We start from the raw sequence: 24,445 nt of genomic DNA, 5'->3' as shown, positions 1-24,445 counted from the left end.
GGGCACGCCGTATCGATCAGCTTTTCTTTTTGACAGGGCGCACGTAGCCCGTCTTGCTCGTCTGGGTTTTATCGTTCAACACCAGCGCGTCGGCGGCGACGTCCTTCCACACCGTGGTGCCGGCCGCGATCGTCGCGCCGCGCTGCACGCGCACCGGTGCGACCAGTTGCGTGTCCGAGCCGACGAACACGTCGTCCTCGATCACGGTGCGGAATTTGTTGGCGCCGTCGTAGTTGCAGGTGATCGTGCCCGCGCCGATATTCACGCGCGCGCCGACATCCGCATCGCCGAGGTAGGTGAGGTGGTTGGCCTTCGAGCCATGACCGAGCACCGCGTTCTTGATCTCGACGAAGTTCCCTACATGAGACTCGTCTTGCAGCGCCGCGCCTGTGCGCAAGCGCGCATATGGACCGACAACGGCCTTCGCGCCGACTTGCGCGCCTTCGATGTGCGTGAACGCATCGACGCGCGTACCGGCGCCGATACTCGCGTTGCGAATCACGCAGTTCGGCCCGATGCTGACGTTGTCGGCCAGCGTCACACGGCCTTCGAACACGCAGTTGACGTCGATCGACACGTCGCGGCCGCATTCGAGCGTGCCGCGCACGTCGACGCGCGCCGGGTCGGCGAGCGTCACGCCCGCGACGAGTAGTGCGTCGGCGACATTGCGCTGATGAATCCGCTCGAGCTCGGCGAGCTGCTGCTTGCTGTTGACGCCGAGCGTTTCCCACTCGTCGTCGGGCTGCGTGGTGACGACTTCGAGGCCGGCTTCGATCGCCATTTCGACCGCGTCGGTCAGATAGAACTCGCCTTGCGCGTTGTCGTTTTTGAGCGCCGCGAGCCAGCCGGCAAGGCGCGCGGTCGGCGCGACGATGATGCCGGTGTTGATTTCGGCGATCTTCAGCTGCTCGGGACTCGCGTCCTTCTGCTCGACGATGCGTTGCACGTTGCCGTGCTGATCGCGCACGATGCGGCCGTAACCGGTCGGGTCGTCGAGCGTGACGGTGAGCACGCCGTAACCGTCCTGGCCGGCACGCCCGGTCAGTGCGCGCAGCGTTTGCGCACGCGTGAGCGGCACGTCGCCATAAAGCACCAGCGTGGGCAACGATGGATCGAGCAGCGGCAGCGCCTGCTGCACCGCGTGGCCGGTGCCGAGCTGTTGCTCCTGCACCGCGAACTGGATATCGGGCGCCGCGACGGCTTCGCGCACGGCTTCGGCGCCGTGGCCGATCACGACGATCAGGCGGGCGGGCTTCAGCGCGCGGGCGGTGTCGATGACATGAGCGAGGAGCGGCCGGCCGGCCAGAGGATGGAGCACCTTGGGAAGCGCGGACCGCATGCGCTTGCCGGTACCTGCCGCCAAAATGACGATGTTCATGGCGTCGGCAAATAGACGAGTTTGGAGCGGACGATTCTATCATGCTGCACCTGCAAAAAAGGCCGCAGACGCGGCCTCGGCAGGGCTTGCAAGCCAGCGGAAAAGCGCCGGAATGCCGCGGGAACAGGCACTTTTCGCTCGTTACACGTCGTCGAACTGGACCAGCGAAATGGTCTTCGCATTGGTGAGCGGCGCGCCTTCGTCGCCGCTCGAGCATGGTTCTTCGTCGAACGCGATGTCACCTTGCGGGTCGGCTTCGCCGCTCGCGCGCAGCCCCGCGAACGCAAACAGCTGGTGATCCATCAGATGCGACGGCACCACGTTCGACAACGCATTGAACATGTTCTCGATGCGGCCCGGGAAACGCTTTTCCCAGTCGCGGACCAGCGCCTTCATTTCCGCGCGCTTAAGGTTTGGTTGGCTACCGCACAGATTGCACGGAATGATCGGGAATTCACGCAGCTCGGCGTACTTCTCCAGATCGGTTTCCTTCACGTAGGCGAGCGGCCGGATCACGATGTTCTTGCCGTCGTCCGATTGCAGCTTGGGCGGCATGCCCTTCAACTTGCCGCCGTAGAACAGGTTCAGCAGCAGCGTTTGCAGGATGTCGTCGCGATGATGGCCGAGCGCGATCTTGGTCGCGCCGAGCTCGCCGGCGACGCGATACAGGATGCCGCGCCGCAGCCGCGAGCACAGCGAACAGGTGGTCTTGCCCTCCGGCACGAGCCGCTTGACGATGCTGTAGGTGTCCTGATTCTCGATGTGAAACGGGATGTCGAGCTGGGTCAGATACTCGGGCAGCACGTGCTCGGGGAAGCCCGGCTGCTTCTGGTCGAGGTTTACCGCGACGATGTCGAAATTGATCGGCGCGCGCTCGCGCAGCCGCATCAGGATCTCGAGCATCGCGTAACTGTCCTTGCCGCCCGACAGGCACACCATCACCTTGTCGCCGTCCTCGATCATGTTGTAGTCGCCGATCGCCTGGCCGACCTGGCGCGCGAGACGCTTGAAGAGCTTGTTGTTCTCGTACGCTTCCTTCTGCTCGCGGCGCGTGAGCGGCGATTTCGGGGCGCGGGCGGCGCTCGGTGCCGCGATGGCGTCAGCGGCTTCGTTGTCTGCGGTCAGGATTTCCGGTGCGTTCATCGCTCAGTCCTCCTTGATGCGGAAGACTTCGACGCCGACCGCATCGCAGTCCGGATACACGTCCGGCTTTTCGGTCGACACGCGCGCGCCGCGCACCTGCGGATGTTCGAGCATCGCGCGCACGAGGTCGTCGCACAGCGTTTCCTGCAGATGAATATGGCCTTGCGAGACGCGCCTCGCGATCGTCGAGCGCATGAAGTCGTAGTCGACGACTTCGGTGAGCTTGTCGTGCACCGGCGTGGACATCGCGAGCGGCACGAACAGTTCGACGTTGATCACGACGCGCTGCTCGCCGCGCTTTTCGAAGTCGTGCACGCCAATGTTGATGTGCACTTCGTAATTGCGCAGAAAAAGCCGGCGGCAATCGGCGAGCCGGGGGTGCGAAAGAGCGGCAAACATGTTCGTTCCAGTCCAAAAAAGCGTGCGGGGCACGCAAAGGGGCGCTTCGCCACACGCGATGACCGCCTCGAAGGCCGGCCACGCGCGCGTGTCAGGCGCCCGTCAAAAACATCACGTCGCGCGGCAGCGGCACGAGATGCTGCCCGCCGTCGACCACCAGCGTCGTTCCGGTCACGCCGGCTGCATCCGCGAGATACAGCGCGGCGGCGACGATATCCTCGGGCCGCGACGCACGGCCAAGAGGCGTCATACGGTGAGCGGCCTCGAACCCGTGCTGGGTCTGGTCGCCCGATTGCATGGTCAGCCCGGGCGCGAGCCCGACCACCCGGAGCTTCGGCGCAAGCGCCTGAGCGAGCGCGACCGTCGCGGTCTGCAGCGCCGCCTTCGACAGCGTGTACGACAGATAGTCCGGGTTCATGTTGTACAGCTTCTGATCCAGCACATTGATGACGACGCCGCGCTGGCTTTCGTCGCGCAATGCCGCATCGGGCGTCGCGTCGTAAAGCATGCGCGCGAGCACGAGCGGCGCGCCGACGTTCATCGCGGTCAGCTTCAGCAGCAGCTCGTAGCCGACGTCGCGCGCCGTGTCTTCCTCGAAGCGCGACGCGTTATTGACGATGCACGACGGCCGCCCGAGCGCAGCGGCACAGTCGGGCAGCAGCCGGGCGACCTGCGCCTCGTCGCCGAGCTCGGCGTGCAGCGCGACCGCGCGGCGGCCCAGCGCGACGATCTGCGCGACCACTTCGTCGGCGTCCTCACGCGAGGCACCGTAGTGCACGGCCACGTCCCAGCCGCGCGCGGCGAAGCCGAGGGCGAGCGCGCGCCCGATGCGGCGCGCGGCGCCCGTAATCAGCACGACGCGGGGCGTTTCGGGCGGCAGTTCAGCCGCGCGGGTAGCGATGTCCGGAGAAACGGTCATTTACAATGCGGGGATGAATCCCAAAGCTCACCAACCCGATAGTTTACCTGCTCCCGGCCCGAGCGCGCTCGCGCAGTCCGACGCGCTCGTCGCCGAGATCCGCGCGCAGCTCGACGCGGCCGGCGGCTGGCTGCCGTTCGATCGCTACATGGAGCGCGCGTTGTACGCGCCGGGTCTCGGCTACTACAGCGGCGGTGCGCGTAAATTCGGCCTGCGCGCGGACGACGGCAGCGACTTCGTCACCGCGCCGGAATTGTCGCCGCTGTTCGCCGCGACGCTCGCGCGCCCGCTCGCCGAAGCGTTGGAGGCGAGCGGCACGCGCGATGTGATGGAGTTCGGCGCCGGCACCGGCAAGCTCGCCGCGGGCTTGCTCAATGCGCTCGACACGCTCGGCGCCGGGTTCGACAGCTATTCGATCATCGATCTATCGGGTGAGCTGCGCGAGCGGCAGCGCGAAACGATCGCGGCGGCCGCGCCCGCGCTGCTCGCGAAAGTGCGCTGGCTCGACGCGTTGCCGCAGCGCTTCGAAGGCGTGGTGATCGGCAACGAGGTGCTCGATGCGATGCCGGTGCGGCTCTTCGCGCAAAACGGCGGTGTCTGGCGCGAGCGCGGCGTGGTGTGGCGCGACGGCGCCTTCGCGTTCGACGACCGCCCCGTCGCGGCCGCCGCGGACCTCGCGCTGCTGACCGAAATCGATGCGACCCGCGAACCGGCCGGCGACGACTACGTGACAGAAACGCACGAAGCCGCGCGCGCCTTCACGCGCACCATCTGCACGATGCTCGCGCGCGGCGCGATCTTGCTGATCGACTACGGTTTTCCGCGCCACGAGTACTACCACGACCAGCGCGCGCAGGGCACGCTGATGTGCCACTACCGGCACCGCGCGCACGGCGACCCGTTCCTGTACCCCGGTCTGCAGGACATCACCGCGCACGTCGAATTCACCGGCATCGCCGAGGCGGGCGTCGAGACCGGCGCGGACCTGCTCGGCTTCACATCGCAAGCACGCTTCCTGCTGAACGCGGGCGTCACCGAGGTGCTCGGCGAAATCGATCCCGCCGACGCCGCGCGCTTTCTTCCCGCCGCCAACGCGGTACAGAAGCTGCTGTCCGAGGCGGAGATGGGCGAGCTCTTCAAGGTGATCGCGTTTTCGCGTGGACTCGACGATACGCTGCGCGCCTTCTCGAGCGGCGATCGTTCGCATACGCTGTGATTGTGAATCCGCTCTGGCTCGAGGACTCGCGATGATCCGCTGGCTTTTGACTACCTTCGTTGCCGTCGCGGTGCTGTCGTCGTGCTGGCCGTGGCTGAGGAAGCTCGGCATCGGCCGGATGCCCGGCGACGTGACCTTGCGGCTGTTCGGCCGCGAGTATCCGTTTCCGTTCATGTCGACGCTGGTGCTGTCGATGCTGTTGTCGCTGTTGGCGCGGGTGTTATAGGCGCCGTCGCGCTACTTTACGCCCGCGCGACTTCAAGCCAGCGCAGCCTCTACCGCACGCACGCGCTCCTCATGCACGGCGTCCTTGATGCCGGCCGGCGCATCGGCGAGCCGCTGCGCCACTGCCCCTGCATCCACGCCTCGCGCGGCCACCAGTGCAAGCCTCAGCCGCTCGGCCTGCGGGTACTCGCTCATCTCGAGGCCGAGCCGCCCGCGTGCATCCGACTCGCAGGCCTGCAGCGCCTCGGCGAAGCGCGCCGGCTTCCTGATCGCGTCGCTGCGCTCGAGCAGGCGCACCACAGCCGCCGCCCCCATCTCCATCACGCGATGAATATTGCCGTGCTCGCGCGCGACCAGCACCGCCAGATCGCGGCACTCGTTCGGCACGCGCAGCCGCTCGCACAGCGGCTTCAGCAGATCGACGCTGCGGCCCTCGTGGCCGATGTGCCGCGGCAGCAGGTCCTCCGGCGTGGTCGCCTTGCCGAGGTCGTGCGTCAGCGCCGCGAAGCGCACCGGCAGCGCGTAGCCCTGCTGCGCGGCATGGTCCAGCACCATCATCACGTGGACACCGGTATCGACCTCGGGGTGATAGTCGGCGCGCTGCGGCACGCCGAACAGCGCGTCGATCTCCGGCAGAATCCGCGCGAGCGCGCCACAGTCGCGCAGCACGCCGAACATCCGCGACGGCTTCTTCTCCATCAACCCGCGCGACACCTCCTGCCACACGCGCTCGGCCACCAGCGCATCGGCTTCGCCGTCGGCGACCATCTCGCGCATCAGCGCCAGCGTTTCCGGCGCGACCGTGAAATCGACGAAACGCGCCGCGAAACGCGCGATGCGCAGAATCCGCACCGGATCTTCGAGGAACGCGGCGCTGGCATGGCGAAAAAGCCGCGCCTGCAAGTCAGCCTGGCCGTTGAACGGATCGATGACGGGGCCGGTCAGCTCGCCGTCCGGGCGCACCTCGCGCGCCATCGCGTTGATCGTCAGATCGCGGCGCGCGAGGTCTTCTTCGAGCGTCACGTCGGGCGCATAGAAAAACTGGAAGCCGCGATAGCCGGCCGCCGTCTTGCGCTCGGTGCGCGCGAGCGCGTACTCCTCCTGCGTCTGCGGATGCAGGAATACCGGAAAGTCCTTGCCCACCGGCCGATAGCCCTGCGCGACCATCTGCTCGGGTGTTGCTCCCACCACCACGTAGTCGCGGTCCTGCACCGGCACGCCGAGCAGCTCGTCGCGGACCGCGCCACCTACTGCATAGATATTCATGGGCTTTCGTCTTGATAGGCGATCGCGTGCGTTTCGCGGCGCGAGGCGTCGACCCATGCATTGACCGCGGGCAGCTCGGTGAGCCGCTCGACATAGGCGGCCGCGGTCTCCGACAACGCCGGCTTCCACGTGTTGAAGCGCATCGCGACCGGCGCGAACATCGCGTCGGCAATGCCGAATTCGCCGAACAGGAACGGACCGCCGTAGGTCTCGAGGCAGTCGCGCCAGATCATCTCGATCCGCGCGATATCGGCGAGCGCGCCCGGCGTCGCGTTCTTGCCCGGGAACGACGCACGGATGTTCATCCACATCTTCGAGCGCAACTCGCCGAACCCCGCATGCATCTCGGCGCTGACGCTGCGCGCATGCGCGCGCGCCGCCGCGTCTCGCGGCCACAGCGCGTGTTGCGGGAAGCGCTCGGCGAGCGTTTCGGCGATCGCCAGCGAATCCCACACGGCCTGCCCGGCGTCGTCGATCAGGCACGGCACCTTGCCCGGTCCGCGCGGCGCCTGAGCGCGGATCTTCGCATTCGTGTCCGCTTCGTACAGCAGGATCAGTTCCTCGTCGAACGGAATGCCGAAGTGCGTGAGCAGCAGCCACGGACGCATCGACCACGACGAATAGTTCTTGTCACCAATCAGCAGTTTCATACTTGTTATCAGGTAGAGGGAAAGGCTTCAGCGCCCGGCGTTGGCGCGGAATGTGTCGAGTCGCGAACCCGAGGCAGCACCGGTCAGGTACGTCGGCACGATCGCTTCGATGCTGACCGGTTCGAGTCCGAGCTCGGGCGCGAGCGGCCCGCTCAGAATGTTGGCGACCTTCATCGAATCGAGATTGTCGCGCGAAATCACCGGTTCGCCCGGCGCCATTTCGAAGCTCAATGCCTGCAGGCGCGCGAGCGGCTCGGGCAGACGGATGATGCGCGCATGCTTGCCGATCACGTCGCCGCAGTACGAAACCAGGTCTTCGAGCGTGTAGACGGTCGGACCGCCGAGCTCGTAGGTGCGGCCGCTCGCGCCATCGAGATCGAGCACGTTGACGATCGCCTTCGCGACGTCGCCGACATAGACCGGTTGGAACTGCGCGTCCGGCATCGCGAGCGGAATGGCCGGAAACACGCGCTGCAGGAACGCGAACTTGTTCAGAAACGCGTCCTCGGGTCCGAACACGACGGACGGCCGGAAGATCGTCCACGCGACGTTGGCCGCATGCACGGCCTTCTCGCCGTCGGCCTTCGAGCGCGAATACATGCTCGGGCCGTTCGGATTGGCGCCTAGCGCGCTCAGATGAATCAGCCGATGCACGCCCTTGCCTTCGCAGGCGGCGACGATGCGCGTCGGCAGCTCGACGTGCGCATGCGCGAACTCCCGCCCATAGGGCTTGCCGCGTTTGCCGTTCAGGATACCGACCAGATTGATTACGCAATCCGCGCCCTCGACGAAGCGCGCGAGTTGCACCGGATCGAACACGTCGGTTTCGAGCACGTCGATCGGCAGCATGGTCAGATGGCGCGCGTTGTAGCGTCGCCGTGTGGCGACGCGCACGTCCTTGCCCGTCTCAACGAGCGCGTTGACGAGGTAGCTGCCGATAAACCCTGAACCGCCGATGACCGCGATGGCTTGATGTCGCATTTTTCGACTCCCTGATGGAAGCCGCGGCAACGGCTGGTGAAGCGCGCCGCAACCTCGAAGCGAGATTGCGGCGCCAAGGCGCTTACGGTGCGATGTAACCCAGGCGCGCCTTCAGCGATTGCGGACGGCCTTCGAACAATGCCGCGTAGTAGACCGTGTTGGACAACACATTTTTCACGTAGTCGCGAGTTTCCTGAAACGGAATCGTCTCGGCGAAGACCGCGCCTTCGACCGGGCGCTGCAGCGACTGCCGCCAGTTGCGCGGACGGCCCGGACCTGCGTTGTAGCCAGCGGTGGCCAGCACGGCGGACCCGTCGAACTGATTGTAGATCATCGCCAGGTAGTTCGTGCCGAGCAGGATGTTGGTGTTGATGTCGTTCATCTGCTCGCGCGACACCGGTCCCAGACCGATCTTCTTCGCGACCAGTTGCGCGGTGGCGGGCATCAGCTGCATCAGTCCGCCCGCGCCGACCTCAGAGCGGGCATTGATGATGAAGCGCGACTCCTGGCGAATCAGCCCGTACGCCCACTCGACGTCGAGCCCGCTCGACTGCGCGTCCTGCTCGACGATGTTGCGGAACGGCGATAGATAGCGTAGCGAAAAATCGTGCTCGCTCTTCGTGCGGTCCGCGGTGTTGACGGTGCGGTCGTACAGCTCGATGCGGCGCGCGTACTCGGCGGCGGCGAGCAGTTGCCGGTCGGACATGTTGCGCAACGGCCAGTTCCATTCGCGATTGCCTTCGAGCCGCAGATTCAGCCCATAGAAGCGCTGCGCGAGACCGAAGCCCGGCGTGGTGCCGGCTTGCTGCACTTCGGCGTCGGTCACGGTGGTTTTCGGCGGCACGGTGATTTTCTGGCCGAGCTCTTCGAGCGCGAGCTGGCCGTAGAAGTTGAAGTTCGACGCGATCGACTGGAATTCCTGACTGGCCGTGGCCGTGTCGCCGGCCTGCTTCAGCGCGCGCGCGTGCCAGTACACCCACGACGGTTGCTTGCGCAGCGACTCGGGCATCTGCTCGATCGACCAGCGCACCATGTTCCAGTCGCCTGCGAGCAGCGCGCTGCGTGTGCGCCATTCATACGCGGGATTCGACAGCGGCGCGTTGGCCGACAGCCGGAACCAGTCGACCGCGCCAGGCATCTGCTTGAGCGCGCCCTGATAGCCGATCGTGCCCCAGCCGATCGCGCGCTCCGGCGAATTCAGCGACGGCGCGACCGACGCGAACGTGGCCGCGGCCATGGCCGGATCGTTGCGCGCCATGCGCGTGATGGCGAGCAGCGCCAGTTGATGCGATTGCGCATCCGGTCCGACGCCGCGCGCGAGCAATAGCGGCGGCGCATTGGTCGCCTGGCTGAACAGCACCGGGTCGGGCGGCTGGTCGCCGAGCGCGTCGACGAGCTTGCTGCCGGTGCTCGTGTAGTTCTGCTCGTACGCGAGACGAATTTGCGCCCAGATGTCGTCGGCGCTGAACTGGTGGTTCACGCCGAGCACCGTGATCAGATCGACGCAGCCGTCGCCGTACCACTTCGGCTCGACGAGCAGCGCGCGCGCCGCGTCCGCGACGTTCTCGCCGCGCGACGCGCGCGATTCGAGCGCGTAGCACTTGACCTGAGTGTCGTCGTCGAGCACGAACTTCGCGTACTGCTGGTCGAAGTTGCGCCAGTCGTGACGCGTGCCGAGCACCGTCAGGTAGTCGTTGCGCATGCGATCGGCGATCGCCTGGCCGTCGTACTTCTGCAGGAACGCGAGCACGGGCGCGTCCGGCGCGTCGATGCGCGCATGGCCGGTCGAATCGAACAGCTGCGGCTTGATCTGGAAGTACTCCAGATACGAGGGCGCCGGATAATTCGGGATCATGCTCGCGAGCTGGGCTGCGCGCGCCGCGTCGTTAGTACGCGAGGCTTCGCGAAGCTGGACGAAAATCTGGTCGTCGTTCGTGAGTTGCGAGATCGGAAGGGGCTTGACGGCCGAGGCAGTGCTGCAGGCCACGAGTGCCGCTGCGGCAAGCGCGATACTGGCCGCGCGATATACTCGAAAAAGGCGTTTTGACATCGTTGTTTCTGGAGCGCGAATTGGACCCAAGCATAGCATGCAACCCTGTCCCGGCAACGAAAAAGGCGCTGCGCCGGATGTTGCTGGAAAGCCGTCTGCAAGCGGCTTCCGAGCCGGCGAAGAATGCCGTGCTCGGGCGTCGGATGCTCGACGCGCTGAAGCACTACGCGGTACGCAGCGCGGGATTCTACTGGCCGCTTGCCGGCGAGTTCGACGCGCGCGGGGCGATTGCGCTCTGGCTTGCCGCGGACTCGCATCACGAAGCCAGTCTGCCAATCGTTAAAGAACGTGGCATGGCGCTCGAATTCCATGCCTGGACGCCCGCGACGCCGATGAAAATCGGCCATCACAAGATTGCCGAGCCCACCTCGGGGCGCGTGGTGCTGCCCGAGCTGCTGTTCGTGCCCTGCGTGGGTTTCGACTCGGACGGCTACCGCCTCGGCTACGGCGGCGGCTATTACGACCGCACACTGGCCGGCTGGCCGGCGGCGCACAAGCCGATCACGGTCGGCATCGCCTACGAAGCGTGCCGCACCGACACGCTGGAACGCGAGGCGCATGACATTGCGCTCGATCTGATCGTCACAGAGGCGGGGTTTCATCCGGCGCTGCCGGGCTGAACGCGCGATGCGCGGCGTGTGACGCGCCGGCGCTTGCGCGGCGTTTCGTCGTTACAGCGAAGCCGCCGCGCGCGCCGCCGTGTCGTACAGGCCCGACGCATTGCGCATCAACTGCGCGGCCTCGCCGATCTGCTGGTTGGTCAGGCCGCTTTCCTTGAGCGTCGAGATCAGGCAGTTTTCGCGCACCTCGCGATACTTCAGGCATAGTTCGCGGCCCGCGTCGGTTGCGGAAAAGAACACTTCCTTGCCGGTCTTTTCGCTTTTTACGTACCCTCTAGCTACGAGCTTTTTCAACGCGTACGTCGCGACGTGCGTGTCCTCGATGTTCAGCACGAAGCAGATGTCCGCGAGCTTCTTGCGGCGTTCGCGATGGCTCACGTGGTGCAGCAGCGACACCTCGATCGCGGTCATGTCCTTGTCGCCCGCCGCCGACATGCAGCGCACCATCCAGCGGTTGAACGCATTGCCCGCCATGATCAGCGCGTATTCGAGTTCCGAGAGTTCCGCGCTGCTCTCGGAGACGAGATGTTCCGACGAAACGATCTTGGTGGGATGACGCGTCATACGAGGGTCCCGTGACGAAAATGGGCTGGAAAAGTGTCGCAAGTGTACGACGTTGCCCGCCGCCGACGAGCCTGGCAAAAACGCTTATTGGTAAATCGTCAATATTTTATTGATAATGTACGCTCCAAACGTCGCCGCCTCCGTGCCGGGCATGCGCCAACGCACCGCGCTGTCCGCCTCATCCTCCGACTCGATCCGGGCCGCCCAGTCATGAGCCAACCACGAATTTTTCCCCTCGGCGATGCCGCGCTCGTCTGCGAAGCGCCGCCGCCCGCCACGCTGGAGTGCCAGCAGCGCGTGTGGGCTGCGGCCGAAGCCGCGCGCGACTGGCCGCAGGTGCTCGAAGTCGTGCCCGGCATGAACAATCTGACGCTCGTGTTCGACCCGCTCTCGACCGACGCCGACGCGCTCGGCGAGCAGTTGCTGACGGCCTGGAACGCAGCGGCCAAAGCCGTGGCGCCCGGGCGCGACGTCGAGATTGCAGTGCAGTACGGCGGCGCATTCGGCCCCGATCTGCAGGCGGTCGCCGAACATACGGGCTTGAGCGCGCGCGAGGTCGTCGAACGTCATGCGGGCGGCGTCTACGTGGTGTTCTTTCTCGGCTTCCAGCCCGGCTTCGCCTATATGGGTGGGCTCGTCACCGCGCTGCACACGCCGCGCCGCGCGTCGCCGCGGCTCGAGGTGCCAGCGGGCTCGGTCGGCATCGGCGGGGAGCAGACTGGCATCTATCCGGCGGTGTCGCCGGGCGGCTGGCAGTTGATCGGCCGCACCGAGGTGCCGCTGTTCGATCCGGCGCGCCGTCCGCCCACGCTGCTGCAGCCCGGCGACCGGGTGCGCTTCACGATCGCGGGGATGCACGCATGATCGACGTGATCCGCGCGGGTCTCCAGACCACGATTCAGGACCTCGGCCGCCACGGCTATCGGCATCTCGGCGTCGCGATGGGGGGGGCGCTCGACCGGCTGTCGCTCGAAGTCGGCAACCGGCTGGTCGGCAACCGCCCCGACGCGGCCGGCCTCGAAATCACCTTCGGCCCGACCGCGCTGCGCTTTTTGCGCGCGACGCGCGTCGCGATCACCGGCACCGAGTTCGGCGCGACGCTCGACGGCAAACCCGTCTATTCGTTTTGGAGTCTGCCCGTGCAGGCCGGCCAGGAGCTCGTGCTGCACGCGGCGAAGCGCGGCATGCGCGGCTATGTCTGCGTGGCGGGCGGCATCGACGTGCTGCCGATGCTCGGCTCGCGCAGCACCGACCTTGCCGGCCATTTCGGCGGACTCGGCGGCCGCGCGCTCAACGACGGCGACCGTCTGCCGGTCGGCGCGCCGCAGCAGCGCGGCCACCTCGGCTTCACGCCCGAGGCGCCCGAGTTCGGCGTGAAGGCGCCCGCCTGGTGCAAGTTCGTGCTGGTCAACGAGCCGCTGCGGCGCGGTCGTCATCCGTCGGGCGTGCCGTGGGCCATACCGATCCGCGTGCTGCGCGGCCCCGAATACGACAGCTTCACCGCGGATGCACAGCAGTCGTTCTGGTCCGACGAGTGGCTCGTGACGCCGAACAGCAACCGCATGGGCTATCGCCTTGCCGGCACCGAGCTGAAGCGCACGCACAAGACTGACCTGCTGTCCCACGCGGTACTGCCCGGCACGATCCAGGTGCCCCCGAACGGTCAGCCGATCGTGCTGATGAGCGACGCGCAGACCACCGGCGGCTATCCGAAGATCGGCGCGGTGATTCAGGCCGATCTGTGGAAGCTCGCGCAGGTGCGCCTGAACGGTGCTGTCCGTTTCATCCCGACGACGCCCTACGAAGCGCGCCAGGCTTTGCTGGAAGAACGCACGTATCTGCGGCAGATCGATGCCGCGATCGCGATGCATGAAGAGCGTTGCGCGCGCCGGGTGGCGCTCGCGGCGCTGTGACACTAAGTAAAGGAATCCCCATGGAAATCGATCTGAACGCCGATCTCGGCGAAGGCTGCGGCTCCGACGAGGCGCTGCTCGACCTCGTGAGCTCGGCCAACATCGCATGCGGCTGGCATGCGGGCAGCCCCAACGCGATGCGCGACTGCGTGCGCTGGGCCGTGCAGAAAGGCGTGTCGATCGGCGCGCATCCGAGCTTCAACGATCCCGAGAATTTCGGCCGCAAGGAAATGGATCTGCCGGCGGGCGAGATCTATGCGGGCGTGCTGTATCAGCTCGGCGCGCTGTCGGCGATCGCGCAGGCCGAGGGCGGGCGCATCGCGCACGTAAAGCCGCACGGCGCACTGTACAACCAGGCCGCGCGCGAGGCGAAGATCGCTGACGCGATCGTCTCCGCCGTGCACGATTTCGATCCGTCCGTGGCGGTGTTCGCGCTCGCCAACAGCGGGCTCGTGAGCGCCGCGCGCAACGCGGGCCTGACCGCGATCGAGGAAGTGTTCGCCGACCGCGGCTATCGCGCCGACGGCTCGCTCGTGCCGCGCAAGGAGCCGGGCGCGCTGCTCGACGACGAGGACGAAGTGCTCGCGCGCACGCTCGCGATGATCCGCGAGCATCGCGTGAAAGCCGTCGACGGACAGTGGGTGCCGTTGAACGCGCAGACCATCTGCCTGCACGGCGACGGCCCGCATGCGCTGGCGTTCGCGCGACGCATTCGCGGCGCGCTCGCCGACGCAGGCATCGAAGTGCATGCGGCGGCCGCCGCGCGCGTCTGAGCGTTCGCATCACCGTCGTCCCCGCCGCACGCCGATCCGATCCGGCGGTTCCTTTCATATCGACGAGGTGCTGGCCATCTGACGCAGTACCTCGTCGTCCGAAAGCTGCTGCTGTCCAATCAACGGTGGCGCGTCCGACGCAAATGACTAACGATCGCTAACAGAGCGACCGCCAATATCAACGATCTCCGAATCGTCCTACCGGGTGCAATCGCAAGCTACCGCGTCGCACACCGTCCACGAACATCCAGTCATCAATGTGTTGGTCGATGTGGTAAAGAGCAAACCATTGCGCGCGGTGCGTGTCCGCCAATAGGATCTCCTAAAAGTTCTGACGAAGCTAACAGCCACAGGATGCAACACGACTCGGACGCCGCCGAGAAATGCGCCAGAGATTCACGGCGCTGATCGCGATGGCCTGGCTCAGCACGGCGATCGCGCTATACGGTGGTCTGCAGTTGCCTTCTGATCGATCCCGCCGCTACGGCCGCAGTCTCGAACCGACTCAACCCGCCTCAACCACGAAGCCGTGCTGCCGCAACAACTGCAGCACGCCCTTCGGCCCACCCAGATGCAGCGCGCCGATCGCGACGAACAGCGGCTTGTTCGGCGCGGCGATCTGCAACATTCTCGCGACGAAGCGGCGATTGCGCTCGTAGACGATCCGGTTGTCGATCGAATTGGAGACGCGCAGGTCGCGCGCGAGCTTCTCCGATTTGGCAGCCTGCCACGCGGCGATCGCATCGGCATCGCCGACCCGCCACAGCCGGTGCAGCGTGCGCACGTCCTCGACGTTCTGCGCGGGCGTCTGCACCAGATCCTGCGCGAGCATCTCCCGCTGCTGCGCGGCCGACAGTCCGGTGAACGCGCGCATCTGTTGCGCGAGCGTTTCGAGTCCGACGATCTTGCCGCGCGTCTTCAGATAGACGTTCTGCAATTGCGCTTCGGTCCCGTATTCCGTTTGCAGCCCCGCGGACAGCGAGTCGTAGGTCTCGACCACCAGCGACGCGAGCCACGGCCGCATCTTTTTGATCGCATCGAGCGCGGCCGGGTTGCCGCGCAGCCGCAATGCGAGCTTGTGCCACAGCGGCTCGGGCAGCAGACCCGGCAGGCAGTCGTGCTTGCATACGCCGTACTTCGACACGTCGTCCTGCGACACCAGCAGCTCGTCGGGCGACAGTTCGAGCGCGAGCGTCGGCGACGCGGCGAGCGCCGCGAGAATCGGCGCGCGGAACGGCTGCCCCGCCGGATAGTCGGCGGGATCGCCGACGTGCAGCGTGCCGAGCACGTAGATCGTCGTACTGCCGCGCGTCGCGACATAGAACGGCATGCGCGCCGGTTGCTGGCGCACCGGGCCGCTCGCCGTGGTGCCGGGGACCGGGGGCGGCGCAATTGACGGCGGTGGCGGCCTTGGCGCCGTGACGGCAGGACGGGCCGCCTGGGCTGGCGCCTTGGCCGCCGCGCCGGCCGCGTGAGCGATGCAGGGTACGGCCGCGCCGACCGACAGCGCGCAGCCTACACGAAATAAAGCGGACAGCGACGCGGGAAGAAATACGGAGAAAAAGGCGCGCGCGAGCGCATGAACAAACGCGCAGAGAAACGTGCGAAAAAACTTGCCGGCGAACCTTCCAGCAAATGCGCCGCAGGGCGCGGCGCCTCCCAGCGCACGCGCCCCGCGGCGCCGCGCGAAGGCGGCTATCCAGCCGCCCTCACACAAGCGGCGCGCAAGACGACGCGCCGCCACCACATCAGGCATCCACGTCCCCCACCTCTTCAGCGCGGTGACAGGAGACCAGGCGGCCATCCACTTCTCGCAGCTTCGGCTCCTCGCTGCGGCAGCGGTCGATCACGTACGGGCAGCGCTGATGGAAGGTACAGCCCGACGGCGGATTCAGCGGCGACGGCATTTCGCCTTGCAGCTTGATCTTGATCGTGCGGTCGGCCTCGAAGATCGACGGGGTCGCCGACATCAGCGCGCGCGTGTACGGATGGCGCGGCTTCGAGAAGATGCGCTGCTTGTCGCCGAGTTCAGCGACGCCGCCGAAGTACATGACCATCACGTCGTCGGCGATATGCGCGACCACCGACAGGTTGTGCGAGATGAACACGTAGCTCGTCTTGAACTCGTCCTGCAGGTCCATGAACAGGTTCAGGATCTGCGCCTGGATCGAGACGTCGAGCGCCGAGACCGGTTCGTCGGCGACCACGATCTGCGGATCGAGGATCATCGCGCGCGCGATCGCGACACGCTGACGCTGGCCGCCGGAGAACATGTGCGGATAGCGCTTCGCGTGCTCGGGCCGCAGGCCGACCGTGCGCATCATCTGCGCGATGCGCTCGGCGCGCTCGGTCGCGCTCATCTGCGTGTTGATCGCGAGCGGTTCGCCGAGCGTCTGCTCGACAGTCTTGCGCGGATTGAGCGACGCAAACGGATTCTGGAACACCATCTGCACGCGGCGCCTGAGCGCCGCGATCTTCTCGTGATTCGCGCCGGCCACGTCCTCGCCGTCGATCAGCAGGCGGCCCGCGCTCGGCGTTTCGATCATCGTCAGCTGACGCGCGAGCGTCGACTTGCCGCAGCCGGACTCGCCGACTACCGCCAGCGTCTTTCCGCGCTCGAGCGCGAACGACACGCCGTTCAGCGCCTTCACCGTGCCGTGCGCGAACATGCCGCGCTTGACCGTGTAGTAGCGCGCGAGCTGGTCGGCGACGAGCACGTGATCGCCAGTACGATCCGACTGGCGACGGGTTTCGGGTACTGCGCTCATCGGGCGCCTCCTTGCGTGTGAACGTTGGCGTCCTTCTCGAGGTTCAGCGGCTTGATGCAGCGCACGCGCGTGAGCTCGGCGTGCGCGGGCAGCGGCGCGAGCGCGGGGCGGGCCTTCATGCAGTCGTCGACCACGTATTTGCAGCGCGGCGCGAAGAGGCACCCCTTGGGCCGGTCGTCGCGGCCCGGCACCATGCCCGGCAGCGCCGCGAGCCGCACCGCGCCGACGTTGTGCTCGGGAATCGCGGCCAACAGCGCTTCCGTGTACGGATGATGAGGCGCGGCGAAGATGTCCGGCACCTTGTTCGTCTCGATCACCTCGCCCGCATACATCACGGCGACGCGCTGCGCGACCTCGGACACCACGGCCAGATCGTGCGAAATCAGCACGAGCGCCATGCCGCGTTCCTTCTGCAGGCGCATCAGCAATTCCATGATCTGCGCCTGGATCGTCACGTCGAGCGCGGTGGTCGGCTCGTCAGCGATCAGCAGCTTCGGGTTGCAGGCGATCGCCATCGCGATCATCACGCGCTGGTTCATGCCGCCCGACATCTGATGCGGAAACGAGCCGATACGGTTCTTCGCGTCCGGAATGCCGACCTGATCGAGCAGTTCGAGCGCGCGTTTGTCCAGCGCGCTGCCGCGCAGGCCCTCGTGCAGCTTCAGCACTTCCTTGATCTGATAGCCGACCGTGTAGCTCGGGTTCAGGCTCGTCAGCGCGTCCTGGAACACCATCGCGATGTCCTTGCCGATGATCTTGCGGCGTTCCCTCGCGGAAGCCTTCAGCAGGTTCTTGCCGTCGAACGTGATTTCGTCGGCGGAGACCTTGCCGGGCGCGTCGATCAGGCCCATCAGCGCCATCATCGTCACGCTCTTGCCCGAGCCCGATTCGCCGACCACGCCGACCACTTCACCGGCCGCAACGTCGAGATTGATGCGGTCGACCGCCGGCAGGCCACCGAAGTTGACCGCGAGATTGCGGATGGTCAGTAAGTTGCTCATGGTCAGGCCATCCGTTTCAGTTTGGGGTCGAGCGCGTCACGCAGCCCGTCGCCGAGCAGGTTGATCGCAAGCACCGAGATCAGGATGGACAGACCGGGCATCGTGACGATCCACCATGCGCTGTCGATGTAATCGCGCGCCGACGCGAGCATCGCGCCCCACTCCGCCGACGGCGGCTGCACGCCGAGGCCGAGGAAGCCGAGCGCGGCGGCATCGAGAATCGCCGACGAAAAGCCAAGGGTTGCCTGCACGATCAGCGGCGCGGTGCAGTTCGGCAGCACCTGCGAGAACATCAGCCGCAACGTGCTCGCACCCGCGACGCGTGAAGCGGTCACATACTCCTTCTGCAACTCGCCCTGGGCGGACGCGCGCGTCAGACGCACATAGCCCGGCAGCGCGACGATCGCGATCGCGAGCATCGTGTTGACGAGACCCGGACCGATGATCGCGACCACTGCGACCGCGAGCAGCAGCGACGGCAGCGCGAGCAGCACGTCCATGATGCGCATGATCGGCGTGTCGGCCCATTTCTCGAAGAACGCGGCGACGAGGCCGAGCACGACGCCCGGAATCAGCGCGAGGACCACCGAGACGAAGCCGATCCAGAACGACAGCCGCGCGCCGTACATCAGACGCGAAAGGATGTCGCGGCCCGCTTCGTCGGTGCCGAGAATGAACTTCCAGTTGCCGCCGTCGAGCCACGCCGGCGGGATCTTCACGGTGTCGCGGTATTGCTCGATCGGGCTGTGTGGCGCGATCAGCGGCGCGAAGATCGCGATGAAGACCAGCACCAGCACGATGATGCCCGCGCCGACCGCACCGCGGTTGCGCGAGAAGTTCGCCCAGAATTCGCGTGCCGCGATGCCGCGGCCGCTCGGCGGGGTAACCGCTTGGGGGACGGTGTTTTGAATGTCAGCCATCGTGATTTACCTCGTATGGCGAATGCGCGGGTTGAGCACGCCGTACAGCAGATCGACGACGAGGTTCACGACGATCACCAGCGTGGCGATCAACAGGATACCGCCCTGCACGACCGGATAATCGCGCCGGCCGATCGCGTCGATCAGCCACTTGCCGATGCCCGGCCATGAAAACAGCGTTTCGGTCAGCACCGCGCCCGCAAGCAGTGTGCCGACCTGCAGGCCGATCACGGTGACGACCGGAATCAGCGCATTGCGCAGCGCATGCACGACGATCACGCGTCCCGGCGACAGCCCCTTCGCGCGCGCGGTGCGGATGTAGTCCTCGCGCAGCACTTCGAGCATCGACGAGCGCGTCATGCGCGCGACGACCGCGAGCGGAATCGTGCCGAGCACGATCGCGGGCAGGATCAGGTGACTGAGCGCGGATTTGAACGCGCCTTCGTCGGTGGACATCAGCGAGTCGATCAGCATGAAGCCGGTCACGTGCGGAATGTCGTATTCGACCGCGATGCGGCCCGACACCGGCGTCAAGCCGAGCTTGACCGAGAACACCATGATGAGGATCAAGCCCCACCAGAAGATCGGCATCGAGTAGCCGGTCAGGGCGGTGCCCATCACGCCGTGATCGACCACCGTGCCGCGCCTCAGCGCCGCGAACACGCCCGCCGGCAGGCCGACGATCAGCGCGAACAGCATCGCGCAGAACGACAGTTCGACGGTGGCGGGAAAGCGCGCGAGGAATTCGCCCATCACGCTCGTGTTGGTGATGATCGACGTGCCGAGGTCGCCGTGCACGGCGCGCACGATGTAGTGGAAGTACTGCATTGGCAAGGGCTCGTCGAGCCCGAGGCGGTGCATCGCGGCCGCATGCATGGCCGGATCGACGCCGCGCTCGCCCATCATCACTTCGATGGGGTCGCCCGGGATCAGGTGAATCAGCGCGAACGCGAGGATCGTGATGCCGATAAACGTCGGTATCACCATGCCGATGCGGCGCAAAACGAAGCGGAACATGGTTCGCTCCCATGGTACTGGTGATGAAAAAACGCAACCGGCGACGAGGGCTCGTGACCCCGGTCGCCGGACCATTTCGACCAGTTTTCTAACCGTGCGAAAAGTGTACTGTGTTGCGGCGTACTGTATTGCGGCCTACTGCGCGAACTTTACGATTACTTGACGCTGACGCCGTCGAAGCGCGCGTAGCCGAGCGGTTCGATGCGCATGTCGACCACCTTCTTGCTGACCGGCTGATAGACGGTCGAGTGCGCGATCGGCGAGAACGGCAGTTGCTGCGCGAAAATATATTGCGCTTCGCCGTAGATCTTCGTGCGCGTCGCCACGTCCGAAGTCGTGCGGCCCTTCTGGATCAGATCGTCGAACGGCTTGTAGCACCACTTCGAGAAGTTGTTGCCGTTGATCGCCTCGCAGCCGAGCAGCGTGCCGAGCCAGTTGTCCGGATCGCCGTTGTCGCCGGTCCAGCCGATCAGCATCGTGTCGTCTTCGCCCGCGTGCGCGCGCTTGATGTACTCACCCCACTCGTACGTGACGATCTTCGCCTTGACGCCGATCTTCGCCCAGTCCGCCTGGATCATTTCCGCCATCAGACGCGCGTTCGGGTTGTACGCGCGCTGCACCGGCATCGCCCACAGCGTGATCTCGAAGCCGTTCGGGTAGCCGGCCTTCGCGAGCAGATCCTTCGCCTTGGCCGGATCGTACGAGGCGGCCGGCAGGTTCTTGACGTACGACCATTGCGTCGGCGGCATCGGGTTCGTGGCCAACTGGCCCGCGCCCTGGTAGACCGACTCGATGATCGCCTTCTTGTTGATCGCCATGTCGAGCGCCTGACGCACTTCGAGCTTGTCGACCGGCTTGTGCGTCACGTTGTACGCGAGGTAGCCCAGGTTGAAGCCCGGCTGCGACGGCATGTCGATGTTCGGCTCGGCCTTCAGCGGCGCGATGTCGGCCGGGCGCGGATAGCTCATCACCTGGCATTCGTCGCGCTTGATCTTCTGCACGCGCACGCCGGCGTCCGGCGTGATCGAAAAGATCAGCTTCGAGATCTTCACCGCGCCCGGCTTCCAGTAGTCGGGATTGCCGTCGAAGCGGATCGTCGCGTCCTTCGTGTAGCTGCGGAAGATGAACGGACCGGTGCCGACCGGGTACTGATTGATGTCGGCGGCCTTGCCTGCCTTGAGCAGCTGATCCGCATATTCAGCCGACAGGATCGACGCGTATTCCATCGCCAGATTCTGGATGAACGGCGCGTTGACTTCCTTCAGCGTGAACTTGACCGTGTACGGGTCGACTTTCTCGACGCTCGTGATCAGCTTGTCGAGGCCCATGTCGGTGAAGTACGGGAACTGCACCGGATACGCCTTGCGGAACGGCTGGTTCGGGTCGAGCATGCGCTGGAACGAGAAGACCACGTCGTCCGCGTTGAATTCGCGCGTCGGCTTGAAGAACGAGGTGGTCTGGAACTTCACGCCATGACGCAGATGGAACGTGTAGGTCTTGCCATCGGGCGACACGTCCCACTTCTCCGCGAGGCCGGGCTCGACCTTGGTGCCGCCGCGTTCGAACTCGACGAGGCGGTTATAGACGGTGAACGTGTTGGCCGTGAAGTCGACGCCCGTCGTGTATTGGGCCGGATCGAAACCCGCGGGACTGCCTTCCGAGCAGTAAACGAGGGTTTTGTTCGGGATCCCAGCGGCCTGCGCGCTCGTGACGCCAAGCAGGGATGCCGCTGCGGCAGCGACGAGCGTGGACCTACGCGCGACGCGCAACAGATTGTTTTGCTTCATGTTTCCTCCAGGTTCAGGGCCGGCTTGCGCCGGCGTAGCGGGATATTACTTGAGCTTGGGCCGGCTACCAAGCGGAGCAAAATCCCTCTGTTGACGACAGGAAACACTTCGTGCAAACGTTTTGCCACGGTTTTGTCACGGGCCGGGCGGGCTCATTCGAGCCGCCCGGCGACGAATGCGGCGCAAAAAAGCGCGCCGCGCCCGCTTATTTCACCCCAACCCCCAGGAATTGCGTCGGCCCGAACGGATCGATCTTGAAGCCCGTCACGTTCTTGCTGATCGGCTGATAGACGGTCGAATGCGCGATCGGTGTGAACGGCACCTGGTCCTTGAAGATCTCCTGCGCCTGCGTATAGGCCTTGGTGCGATCGGCCATGTTGGTGGTGCTGCGGCCCTGCTTGATCAGATCGTCGTAAGGCTTGTAGCACCACTTCGAGAAGTTGCTGCCGTTGACCGCGTCGCAGCCGAGCAACACGCCGAGCCAGTTGTCAGGGTCGCCGTAGTCACCCGTCCAGCCGATCAGCATCGCCTGATGCTCGCCGGCGTGCGCGCGGCGAATGTACTCGCCCCATTCGTACGTGACGATATTCACCTTGACGCCGATCTTCGCCCAGTCCGCCTGCAGCATTTCGGCCATCAGGCGTGCATTCGGGTTATACGGGCGCTGTACCGGCATCGCCCACAGCGTCAGCTCGAAGCCGTCGGGGTAGCCCGCCTGCTTCAGCAGCGCTTTCGCTTTGTCGACGTCGTAGGGCGCGTCCTTCAGGTTCTTGTCGTAACCCCATTGCGTCGGCGGCATCGGGTTCGTCGCGAGCTGGCCCGCGCCCTGGTAGACCGCTTCGATGATCGCCTTCTTGTTGACCGACATGTCGAGCGCGCGGCGCACGAGCACGTTGTCGAGCGGCTTTTTGGTCGTGTTGTACGCGATATAGCCGAGGTTGAAGCCCACTTCGCTTGGCATCGCGAGCGACGCATCGGCCTTCACGGTGGGGATGTCGGCCGGGCGCGGATAGGACATCACCTGGCATTCGCCGCGCTTCAACTTTTGCAGGCGCACGGCCGGATCGACCGTGATCGCGAAGATCAGCTTGCCGAGCTTCGCGACGCCCGGCTTCCAGTAGTCGGGATTGCCGTCGAAGCGGATCGTGTCGTCCTTCGTATAGCTGCGGAAGATGAACGGACCGGTGCCGACCGGGTACTGGTTGATGTCGGACGCCTTGCCCGCCTTGAGCAGCTGATCCGTGTATTCAGCCGACAGGATCGACGCGAACGGCATCGCGATCTGCTGCAGGAACGGCGCGTCGACTTCCTTCAGCGTGAAGCGCACCGTGTACGGATCGACCTTCTCGATTTTGGCGATGTTCTTCGCGAGACCGAGGTCGTTGAAATACGGGAAATTGACCGGATACGCCTTGCGGAACGGGTTCTCGGGATCGAGCATGCGTTCATAGGTGAACACGACGTCGTCCGCGTTGAATTCGCGGGTCGGCTTGAAGTACGACGTGGTCTGGAATTTGACGCCGTGGCGCAGATGGAACGTATAGGTGAGGCCGTCGGGCGACACGTCCCACTTTTCGGCGAGTCCTGGCTCGATGTCCGTGCTGCCGTGCGCAAATTCGACGAGCCGGTTATAGACCGTGTACGAGCCGGCGCTGAATTCGACGCTGGTCGTGTATTGCGCGGTATCGAAACCCGCCGGGCTGCCTTCGGAGCAGAACACCAGCGTCTTGTCGGGCAGCGTGGCCGCCTGCGACGCGGCGGGCGCGAGGCCGCTCGTGGCGACCGCGAGCGCGGCGAGCGCCGGCAGGCAGAACTGGTGAAACGCGAACAGCCGGTGTGTCGCAGTCTTTCTTGTCACTGTCATATCGTCCTCCGCACAGCAGCCGGGTTAGCTGCGTTTCGATGATAGACAGCCCAAAAATGAGCTTCAACAGGGACTTACCACGCTATTTGGGACAAATTTGCGACCCATGCCAGACTGGCGGGGACCGCGCGGCCGTTGCGGCCGCGCGGGCATCGCAGTTACACGGCGAGCCGTTCGCAGATCGCCTTGGTCGACGCGGCCGCGTTCAGCGTATAGAAGTGCAGACCGGGCACCTTCGCATCGACGAGCCGTTGACACAGAGCCGTCACCACGTCGAGCCCGAACGCGCGGATCGACTCGCGGTCGTCGCCGAAGCTCTCTAGCCGGCGCGCGATCCAGCGCGGCACTTCGGCGCCGCACATTTCGGAGAAGCGCATCAGCTGCGAGAAGTTCGTGATCGGCATGATGCCGGGCACGATCGGCACGTCGACGCCGAGCTGGCGCGCATCGTCGACGAAACGGAAGTACGCGTCCGCGTTGAAGAAGTACTGCGTGATCGCCGAGTTCGCGCCGGCTTTCACCTTGCGCGCGAAGTTTTCGAGATCGTGACGCGGCGAGCGCGACTGCGGATGGTATTCCGGATAACCCGCCACCTCGATCCAGAACCAGTCGCCGAACTCGGCACGGATGAAGCTGACGAGCTCCGATGCATAGCGCAGCTCGCCGACCGCGCCCATGCCCGAGGGCAGATCGCCGCGCAGCGCGACGATATGGCGGATGCCGTACGCGCGGTACTCGTTGAGGATCGCACGCAGGCTGTCCTTCGACGAGCCGATGCACGACAGATGCGGCGCCGCCTCGAGCCCTTCCTTCGCCATGTCGACGACGGTATCGAGCGTGCCTTGCTGGGTCGAGCCGCCGGCGCCGAACGTGACGGACACGAACTTCGGTTTGAGCGACACGAGTTCCGCGCGCGTCGCGCGCAGTTTGTCGATGCCTTCCTGCGTTTTCGGCGGGAAGAATTCGAATGAGAGTTCGATCGGATTCATAG

The 24,445-nt window shown here is 65.6% G+C and carries 23 protein-coding genes and 1 pseudogene; 6 read left to right on the top strand and 18 right to left on the bottom strand.

Features of this window, described 5'->3' with window-relative positions; genetic code table 11:
- Window positions 1-16: 16 nt before the first annotated feature.
- The 4 genes from glmU to OKW38_RS19645 form a co-directional block, all read right to left on the bottom strand.
- A complete protein-coding gene (gene glmU / locus OKW38_RS19660) occupies window positions 17-1,378 on the bottom strand; it encodes a bifunctional UDP-N-acetylglucosamine diphosphorylase/glucosamine-1-phosphate N-acetyltransferase GlmU (protein WP_090802592.1) in 1,362 nt (453 codons plus the stop codon).
- Between the two features lie 141 nt (window positions 1,379-1,519).
- Complete coding sequence (gene ttcA / locus OKW38_RS19655; RefSeq protein WP_429362773.1) at window positions 1,520-2,521, bottom strand: tRNA 2-thiocytidine(32) synthetase TtcA; 1,002 nt, start codon at window positions 2,519-2,521, stop codon at window positions 1,520-1,522.
- Between the two features lie 3 nt (window positions 2,522-2,524).
- Entirely contained in the window at window positions 2,525-2,920 is a 396-nt protein-coding gene (locus OKW38_RS19650) for a dihydroneopterin aldolase (RefSeq protein WP_090802589.1), read from the bottom strand.
- Window positions 2,921-3,011: 91 nt separating this feature from the next.
- Window positions 3,012-3,839 (bottom strand): SDR family oxidoreductase, encoded by an 828-nt coding sequence (locus OKW38_RS19645; RefSeq protein ID WP_429362771.1) that lies wholly within the window; start codon window positions 3,837-3,839, stop codon window positions 3,012-3,014.
- Window positions 3,840-3,852: 13 nt separating this feature from the next.
- Between OKW38_RS19645 and OKW38_RS19640 the strand changes: the two genes are divergently transcribed.
- On the top strand, window positions 3,853-5,055 hold the full coding sequence (locus tag OKW38_RS19640) for a class I SAM-dependent methyltransferase (protein WP_090805533.1): 1,203 nt from the start codon (window positions 3,853-3,855) through the stop codon (window positions 5,053-5,055).
- 31 nt (window positions 5,056-5,086) lie between these two features.
- Window positions 5,087-5,281, top strand: a complete 195-nt coding sequence (locus OKW38_RS19635; RefSeq protein ID WP_018418711.1) for a DUF2905 domain-containing protein — start codon at window positions 5,087-5,089, stop codon at window positions 5,279-5,281.
- A gap of 32 nt (window positions 5,282-5,313) precedes the next feature.
- Here the strand turns inward: OKW38_RS19635 and OKW38_RS19630 are convergent, their stop codons facing one another.
- The 4 genes from OKW38_RS19630 to OKW38_RS19615 all read right to left on the bottom strand — a co-directional run bounded on the left by OKW38_RS19630 (window position 5,314) and on the right by OKW38_RS19615 (window position 10,227).
- Entirely contained in the window at window positions 5,314-6,546 is a 1,233-nt protein-coding gene (locus tag OKW38_RS19630) for a multifunctional CCA addition/repair protein (protein ID WP_429362769.1), read from the bottom strand.
- On the bottom strand, window positions 6,543-7,196 hold the full coding sequence (locus OKW38_RS19625) for a glutathione S-transferase family protein (protein WP_429362767.1): 654 nt from the start codon (window positions 7,194-7,196) through the stop codon (window positions 6,543-6,545). Before OKW38_RS19625 ends, OKW38_RS19630 begins: the two co-directional genes overlap by 4 nt.
- Before the next feature lie 27 nt (window positions 7,197-7,223).
- Window positions 7,224-8,177: a complex I NDUFA9 subunit family protein gene (locus tag OKW38_RS19620; protein ID WP_090802583.1), complete on the bottom strand. Its 954-nt coding sequence runs from the start codon at window positions 8,175-8,177 to the stop codon at window positions 7,224-7,226.
- 82 nt (window positions 8,178-8,259) lie between these two features.
- Window positions 8,260-10,227: a lytic transglycosylase domain-containing protein gene (locus tag OKW38_RS19615; RefSeq protein WP_187612720.1), complete on the bottom strand. Its 1,968-nt coding sequence runs from the start codon at window positions 10,225-10,227 to the stop codon at window positions 8,260-8,262.
- A 77-nt stretch (window positions 10,228-10,304) separates the two neighbouring features.
- Here OKW38_RS19615 and OKW38_RS19610 point away from each other — a divergent pair, with 77 nt between their 5' ends.
- On the top strand, window positions 10,305-10,847 hold the full coding sequence (locus OKW38_RS19610; RefSeq protein ID WP_429335441.1) for a 5-formyltetrahydrofolate cyclo-ligase: 543 nt from the start codon (window positions 10,305-10,307) through the stop codon (window positions 10,845-10,847).
- Between the two features lie 51 nt (window positions 10,848-10,898).
- Here the strand turns inward: OKW38_RS19610 and OKW38_RS19605 are convergent, their stop codons facing one another.
- Entirely contained in the window at window positions 10,899-11,411 is a 513-nt protein-coding gene (locus OKW38_RS19605) for a winged helix DNA-binding protein (RefSeq protein WP_018418717.1), read from the bottom strand.
- A gap of 210 nt (window positions 11,412-11,621) precedes the next feature.
- Here OKW38_RS19605 and pxpB point away from each other — a divergent pair, with 210 nt between their 5' ends.
- From pxpB to pxpA, 3 genes are read left to right on the top strand one after another with little or no spacing between them, the layout of a single operon-like run.
- A complete protein-coding gene (gene pxpB, locus OKW38_RS19600; protein ID WP_429362765.1) occupies window positions 11,622-12,275 on the top strand; it encodes a 5-oxoprolinase subunit PxpB in 654 nt (217 codons plus the stop codon).
- Complete coding sequence (locus OKW38_RS19595) at window positions 12,272-13,324, top strand: biotin-dependent carboxyltransferase family protein (RefSeq protein ID WP_090802578.1); 1,053 nt, start codon at window positions 12,272-12,274, stop codon at window positions 13,322-13,324. Before pxpB ends, OKW38_RS19595 begins: the two co-directional genes overlap by 4 nt.
- Before the next feature lie 20 nt (window positions 13,325-13,344).
- Window positions 13,345-14,097, top strand: coding sequence for a 5-oxoprolinase subunit PxpA (pxpA, locus tag OKW38_RS19590; RefSeq protein WP_090802577.1), 753 nt, complete (start codon window positions 13,345-13,347; stop codon window positions 14,095-14,097).
- Window positions 14,098-14,281: 184 nt separating this feature from the next.
- Here pxpA and OKW38_RS19585 read toward each other — a convergent pair.
- The 9 genes and pseudogenes from OKW38_RS19585 to metF form a co-directional block, all read right to left on the bottom strand.
- Window positions 14,282-14,404 (bottom strand): annotated as a pseudogene (locus OKW38_RS19585) (tlde1 domain-containing protein); the annotation flags it as partial.
- Window positions 14,405-14,602: 198 nt separating this feature from the next.
- Entirely contained in the window at window positions 14,603-15,853 is a 1,251-nt protein-coding gene (locus OKW38_RS19580; RefSeq protein ID WP_090802570.1) for a TraB/GumN family protein, read from the bottom strand.
- The gene (locus OKW38_RS19575) at window positions 15,846-16,865 is read right to left on the bottom strand and encodes a peptide ABC transporter ATP-binding protein (protein WP_429362763.1); all 1,020 of its coding nucleotides are present in this window, start codon (window positions 16,863-16,865) and stop codon (window positions 15,846-15,848) included. The genes OKW38_RS19580 and OKW38_RS19575 overlap by 8 nt, the downstream gene beginning before the upstream one ends.
- Complete coding sequence (locus OKW38_RS19570) at window positions 16,862-17,866, bottom strand: ABC transporter ATP-binding protein (RefSeq protein WP_090802567.1); 1,005 nt, start codon at window positions 17,864-17,866, stop codon at window positions 16,862-16,864. The genes OKW38_RS19575 and OKW38_RS19570 overlap by 4 nt, the downstream gene beginning before the upstream one ends.
- A gap of 2 nt (window positions 17,867-17,868) precedes the next feature.
- Window positions 17,869-18,786 carry an ABC transporter permease subunit gene (locus OKW38_RS19565; RefSeq protein WP_429362761.1) on the bottom strand — a complete coding sequence of 306 codons (918 nt, stop codon included), beginning with the start codon at window positions 18,784-18,786 and terminating at the stop codon, window positions 17,869-17,871.
- 6 nt (window positions 18,787-18,792) lie between these two features.
- The gene (locus OKW38_RS19560) at window positions 18,793-19,803 is read right to left on the bottom strand and encodes an ABC transporter permease subunit (RefSeq protein ID WP_090802564.1); all 1,011 of its coding nucleotides are present in this window, start codon (window positions 19,801-19,803) and stop codon (window positions 18,793-18,795) included.
- Window positions 19,804-19,958: 155 nt separating this feature from the next.
- A complete protein-coding gene (locus OKW38_RS19555; protein WP_429335444.1) occupies window positions 19,959-21,590 on the bottom strand; it encodes an ABC transporter substrate-binding protein in 1,632 nt (543 codons plus the stop codon).
- 205 nt (window positions 21,591-21,795) lie between these two features.
- A complete protein-coding gene (locus OKW38_RS19550) occupies window positions 21,796-23,454 on the bottom strand; it encodes an ABC transporter substrate-binding protein (protein WP_429362759.1) in 1,659 nt (552 codons plus the stop codon).
- A gap of 158 nt (window positions 23,455-23,612) precedes the next feature.
- Window positions 23,613-24,443 carry a methylenetetrahydrofolate reductase [NAD(P)H] gene (gene metF, locus OKW38_RS19545; protein ID WP_176078847.1) on the bottom strand — a complete coding sequence of 277 codons (831 nt, stop codon included), beginning with the start codon at window positions 24,441-24,443 and terminating at the stop codon, window positions 23,613-23,615.
- Window positions 24,444-24,445 lie beyond the last annotated feature (2 nt).

Origin of the sequence: Paraburkholderia sp. MM5496-R1, from assembly GCF_050436205.1 — a bacterium.
Taxonomy (GTDB): domain Bacteria; phylum Pseudomonadota; class Gammaproteobacteria; order Burkholderiales; family Burkholderiaceae; genus Paraburkholderia; species Paraburkholderia tuberum.
Note: the sequence above shows the minus strand (reverse complement) of the source record. Positions and strands in the feature narration are given on the sequence as shown.

Coding starts and splice junctions, on each gene's coding strand:
- glmU (WP_090802592.1), bottom strand. CDS start 1,378: ATGAACATCGTCATTTTGGCGGCAGGTACCGGCAAGCGCATGCGGTCC.
- ttcA (WP_429362773.1), bottom strand. CDS start 2,521: ATGAACGCACCGGAAATCCTGACCGCAGACAACGAAGCCGCTGACGCC.
- OKW38_RS19650 (WP_090802589.1), bottom strand. CDS start 2,920: ATGTTTGCCGCTCTTTCGCACCCCCGGCTCGCCGATTGCCGCCGGCTT.
- OKW38_RS19645 (WP_429362771.1), bottom strand. CDS start 3,839: ATGACCGTTTCTCCGGACATCGCTACCCGCGCGGCTGAACTGCCGCCC.
- OKW38_RS19640 (WP_090805533.1), top strand. CDS start 3,853: ATGAATCCCAAAGCTCACCAACCCGATAGTTTACCTGCTCCCGGCCCG.
- OKW38_RS19635 (WP_018418711.1), top strand. CDS start 5,087: ATGATCCGCTGGCTTTTGACTACCTTCGTTGCCGTCGCGGTGCTGTCG.
- OKW38_RS19630 (WP_429362769.1), bottom strand. CDS start 6,546: ATGAATATCTATGCAGTAGGTGGCGCGGTCCGCGACGAGCTGCTCGGC.
- OKW38_RS19625 (WP_429362767.1), bottom strand. CDS start 7,196: ATGAAACTGCTGATTGGTGACAAGAACTATTCGTCGTGGTCGATGCGT.
- OKW38_RS19620 (WP_090802583.1), bottom strand. CDS start 8,177: ATGCGACATCAAGCCATCGCGGTCATCGGCGGTTCAGGGTTTATCGGC.
- OKW38_RS19615 (WP_187612720.1), bottom strand. CDS start 10,227: ATGTCAAAACGCCTTTTTCGAGTATATCGCGCGGCCAGTATCGCGCTT.
- OKW38_RS19610 (WP_429335441.1), top strand. CDS start 10,305: ATGTTGCTGGAAAGCCGTCTGCAAGCGGCTTCCGAGCCGGCGAAGAAT.
- OKW38_RS19605 (WP_018418717.1), bottom strand. CDS start 11,411: ATGACGCGTCATCCCACCAAGATCGTTTCGTCGGAACATCTCGTCTCC.
- pxpB (WP_429362765.1), top strand. CDS start 11,622: ATGAGCCAACCACGAATTTTTCCCCTCGGCGATGCCGCGCTCGTCTGC.
- OKW38_RS19595 (WP_090802578.1), top strand. CDS start 12,272: ATGATCGACGTGATCCGCGCGGGTCTCCAGACCACGATTCAGGACCTC.
- pxpA (WP_090802577.1), top strand. CDS start 13,345: ATGGAAATCGATCTGAACGCCGATCTCGGCGAAGGCTGCGGCTCCGAC.
- OKW38_RS19580 (WP_090802570.1), bottom strand. CDS start 15,853: ATGCCTGATGTGGTGGCGGCGCGTCGTCTTGCGCGCCGCTTGTGTGAG.
- OKW38_RS19575 (WP_429362763.1), bottom strand. CDS start 16,865: ATGAGCGCAGTACCCGAAACCCGTCGCCAGTCGGATCGTACTGGCGAT.
- OKW38_RS19570 (WP_090802567.1), bottom strand. CDS start 17,866: ATGAGCAACTTACTGACCATCCGCAATCTCGCGGTCAACTTCGGTGGC.
- OKW38_RS19565 (WP_429362761.1), bottom strand. CDS start 18,786: ATGGCTGACATTCAAAACACCGTCCCCCAAGCGGTTACCCCGCCGAGC.
- OKW38_RS19560 (WP_090802564.1), bottom strand. CDS start 19,803: ATGTTCCGCTTCGTTTTGCGCCGCATCGGCATGGTGATACCGACGTTT.
- OKW38_RS19555 (WP_429335444.1), bottom strand. CDS start 21,590: ATGAAGCAAAACAATCTGTTGCGCGTCGCGCGTAGGTCCACGCTCGTC.
- OKW38_RS19550 (WP_429362759.1), bottom strand. CDS start 23,454: ATGACAGTGACAAGAAAGACTGCGACACACCGGCTGTTCGCGTTTCAC.
- metF (WP_176078847.1), bottom strand. CDS start 24,443: ATGAATCCGATCGAACTCTCATTCGAATTCTTCCCGCCGAAAACGCAG.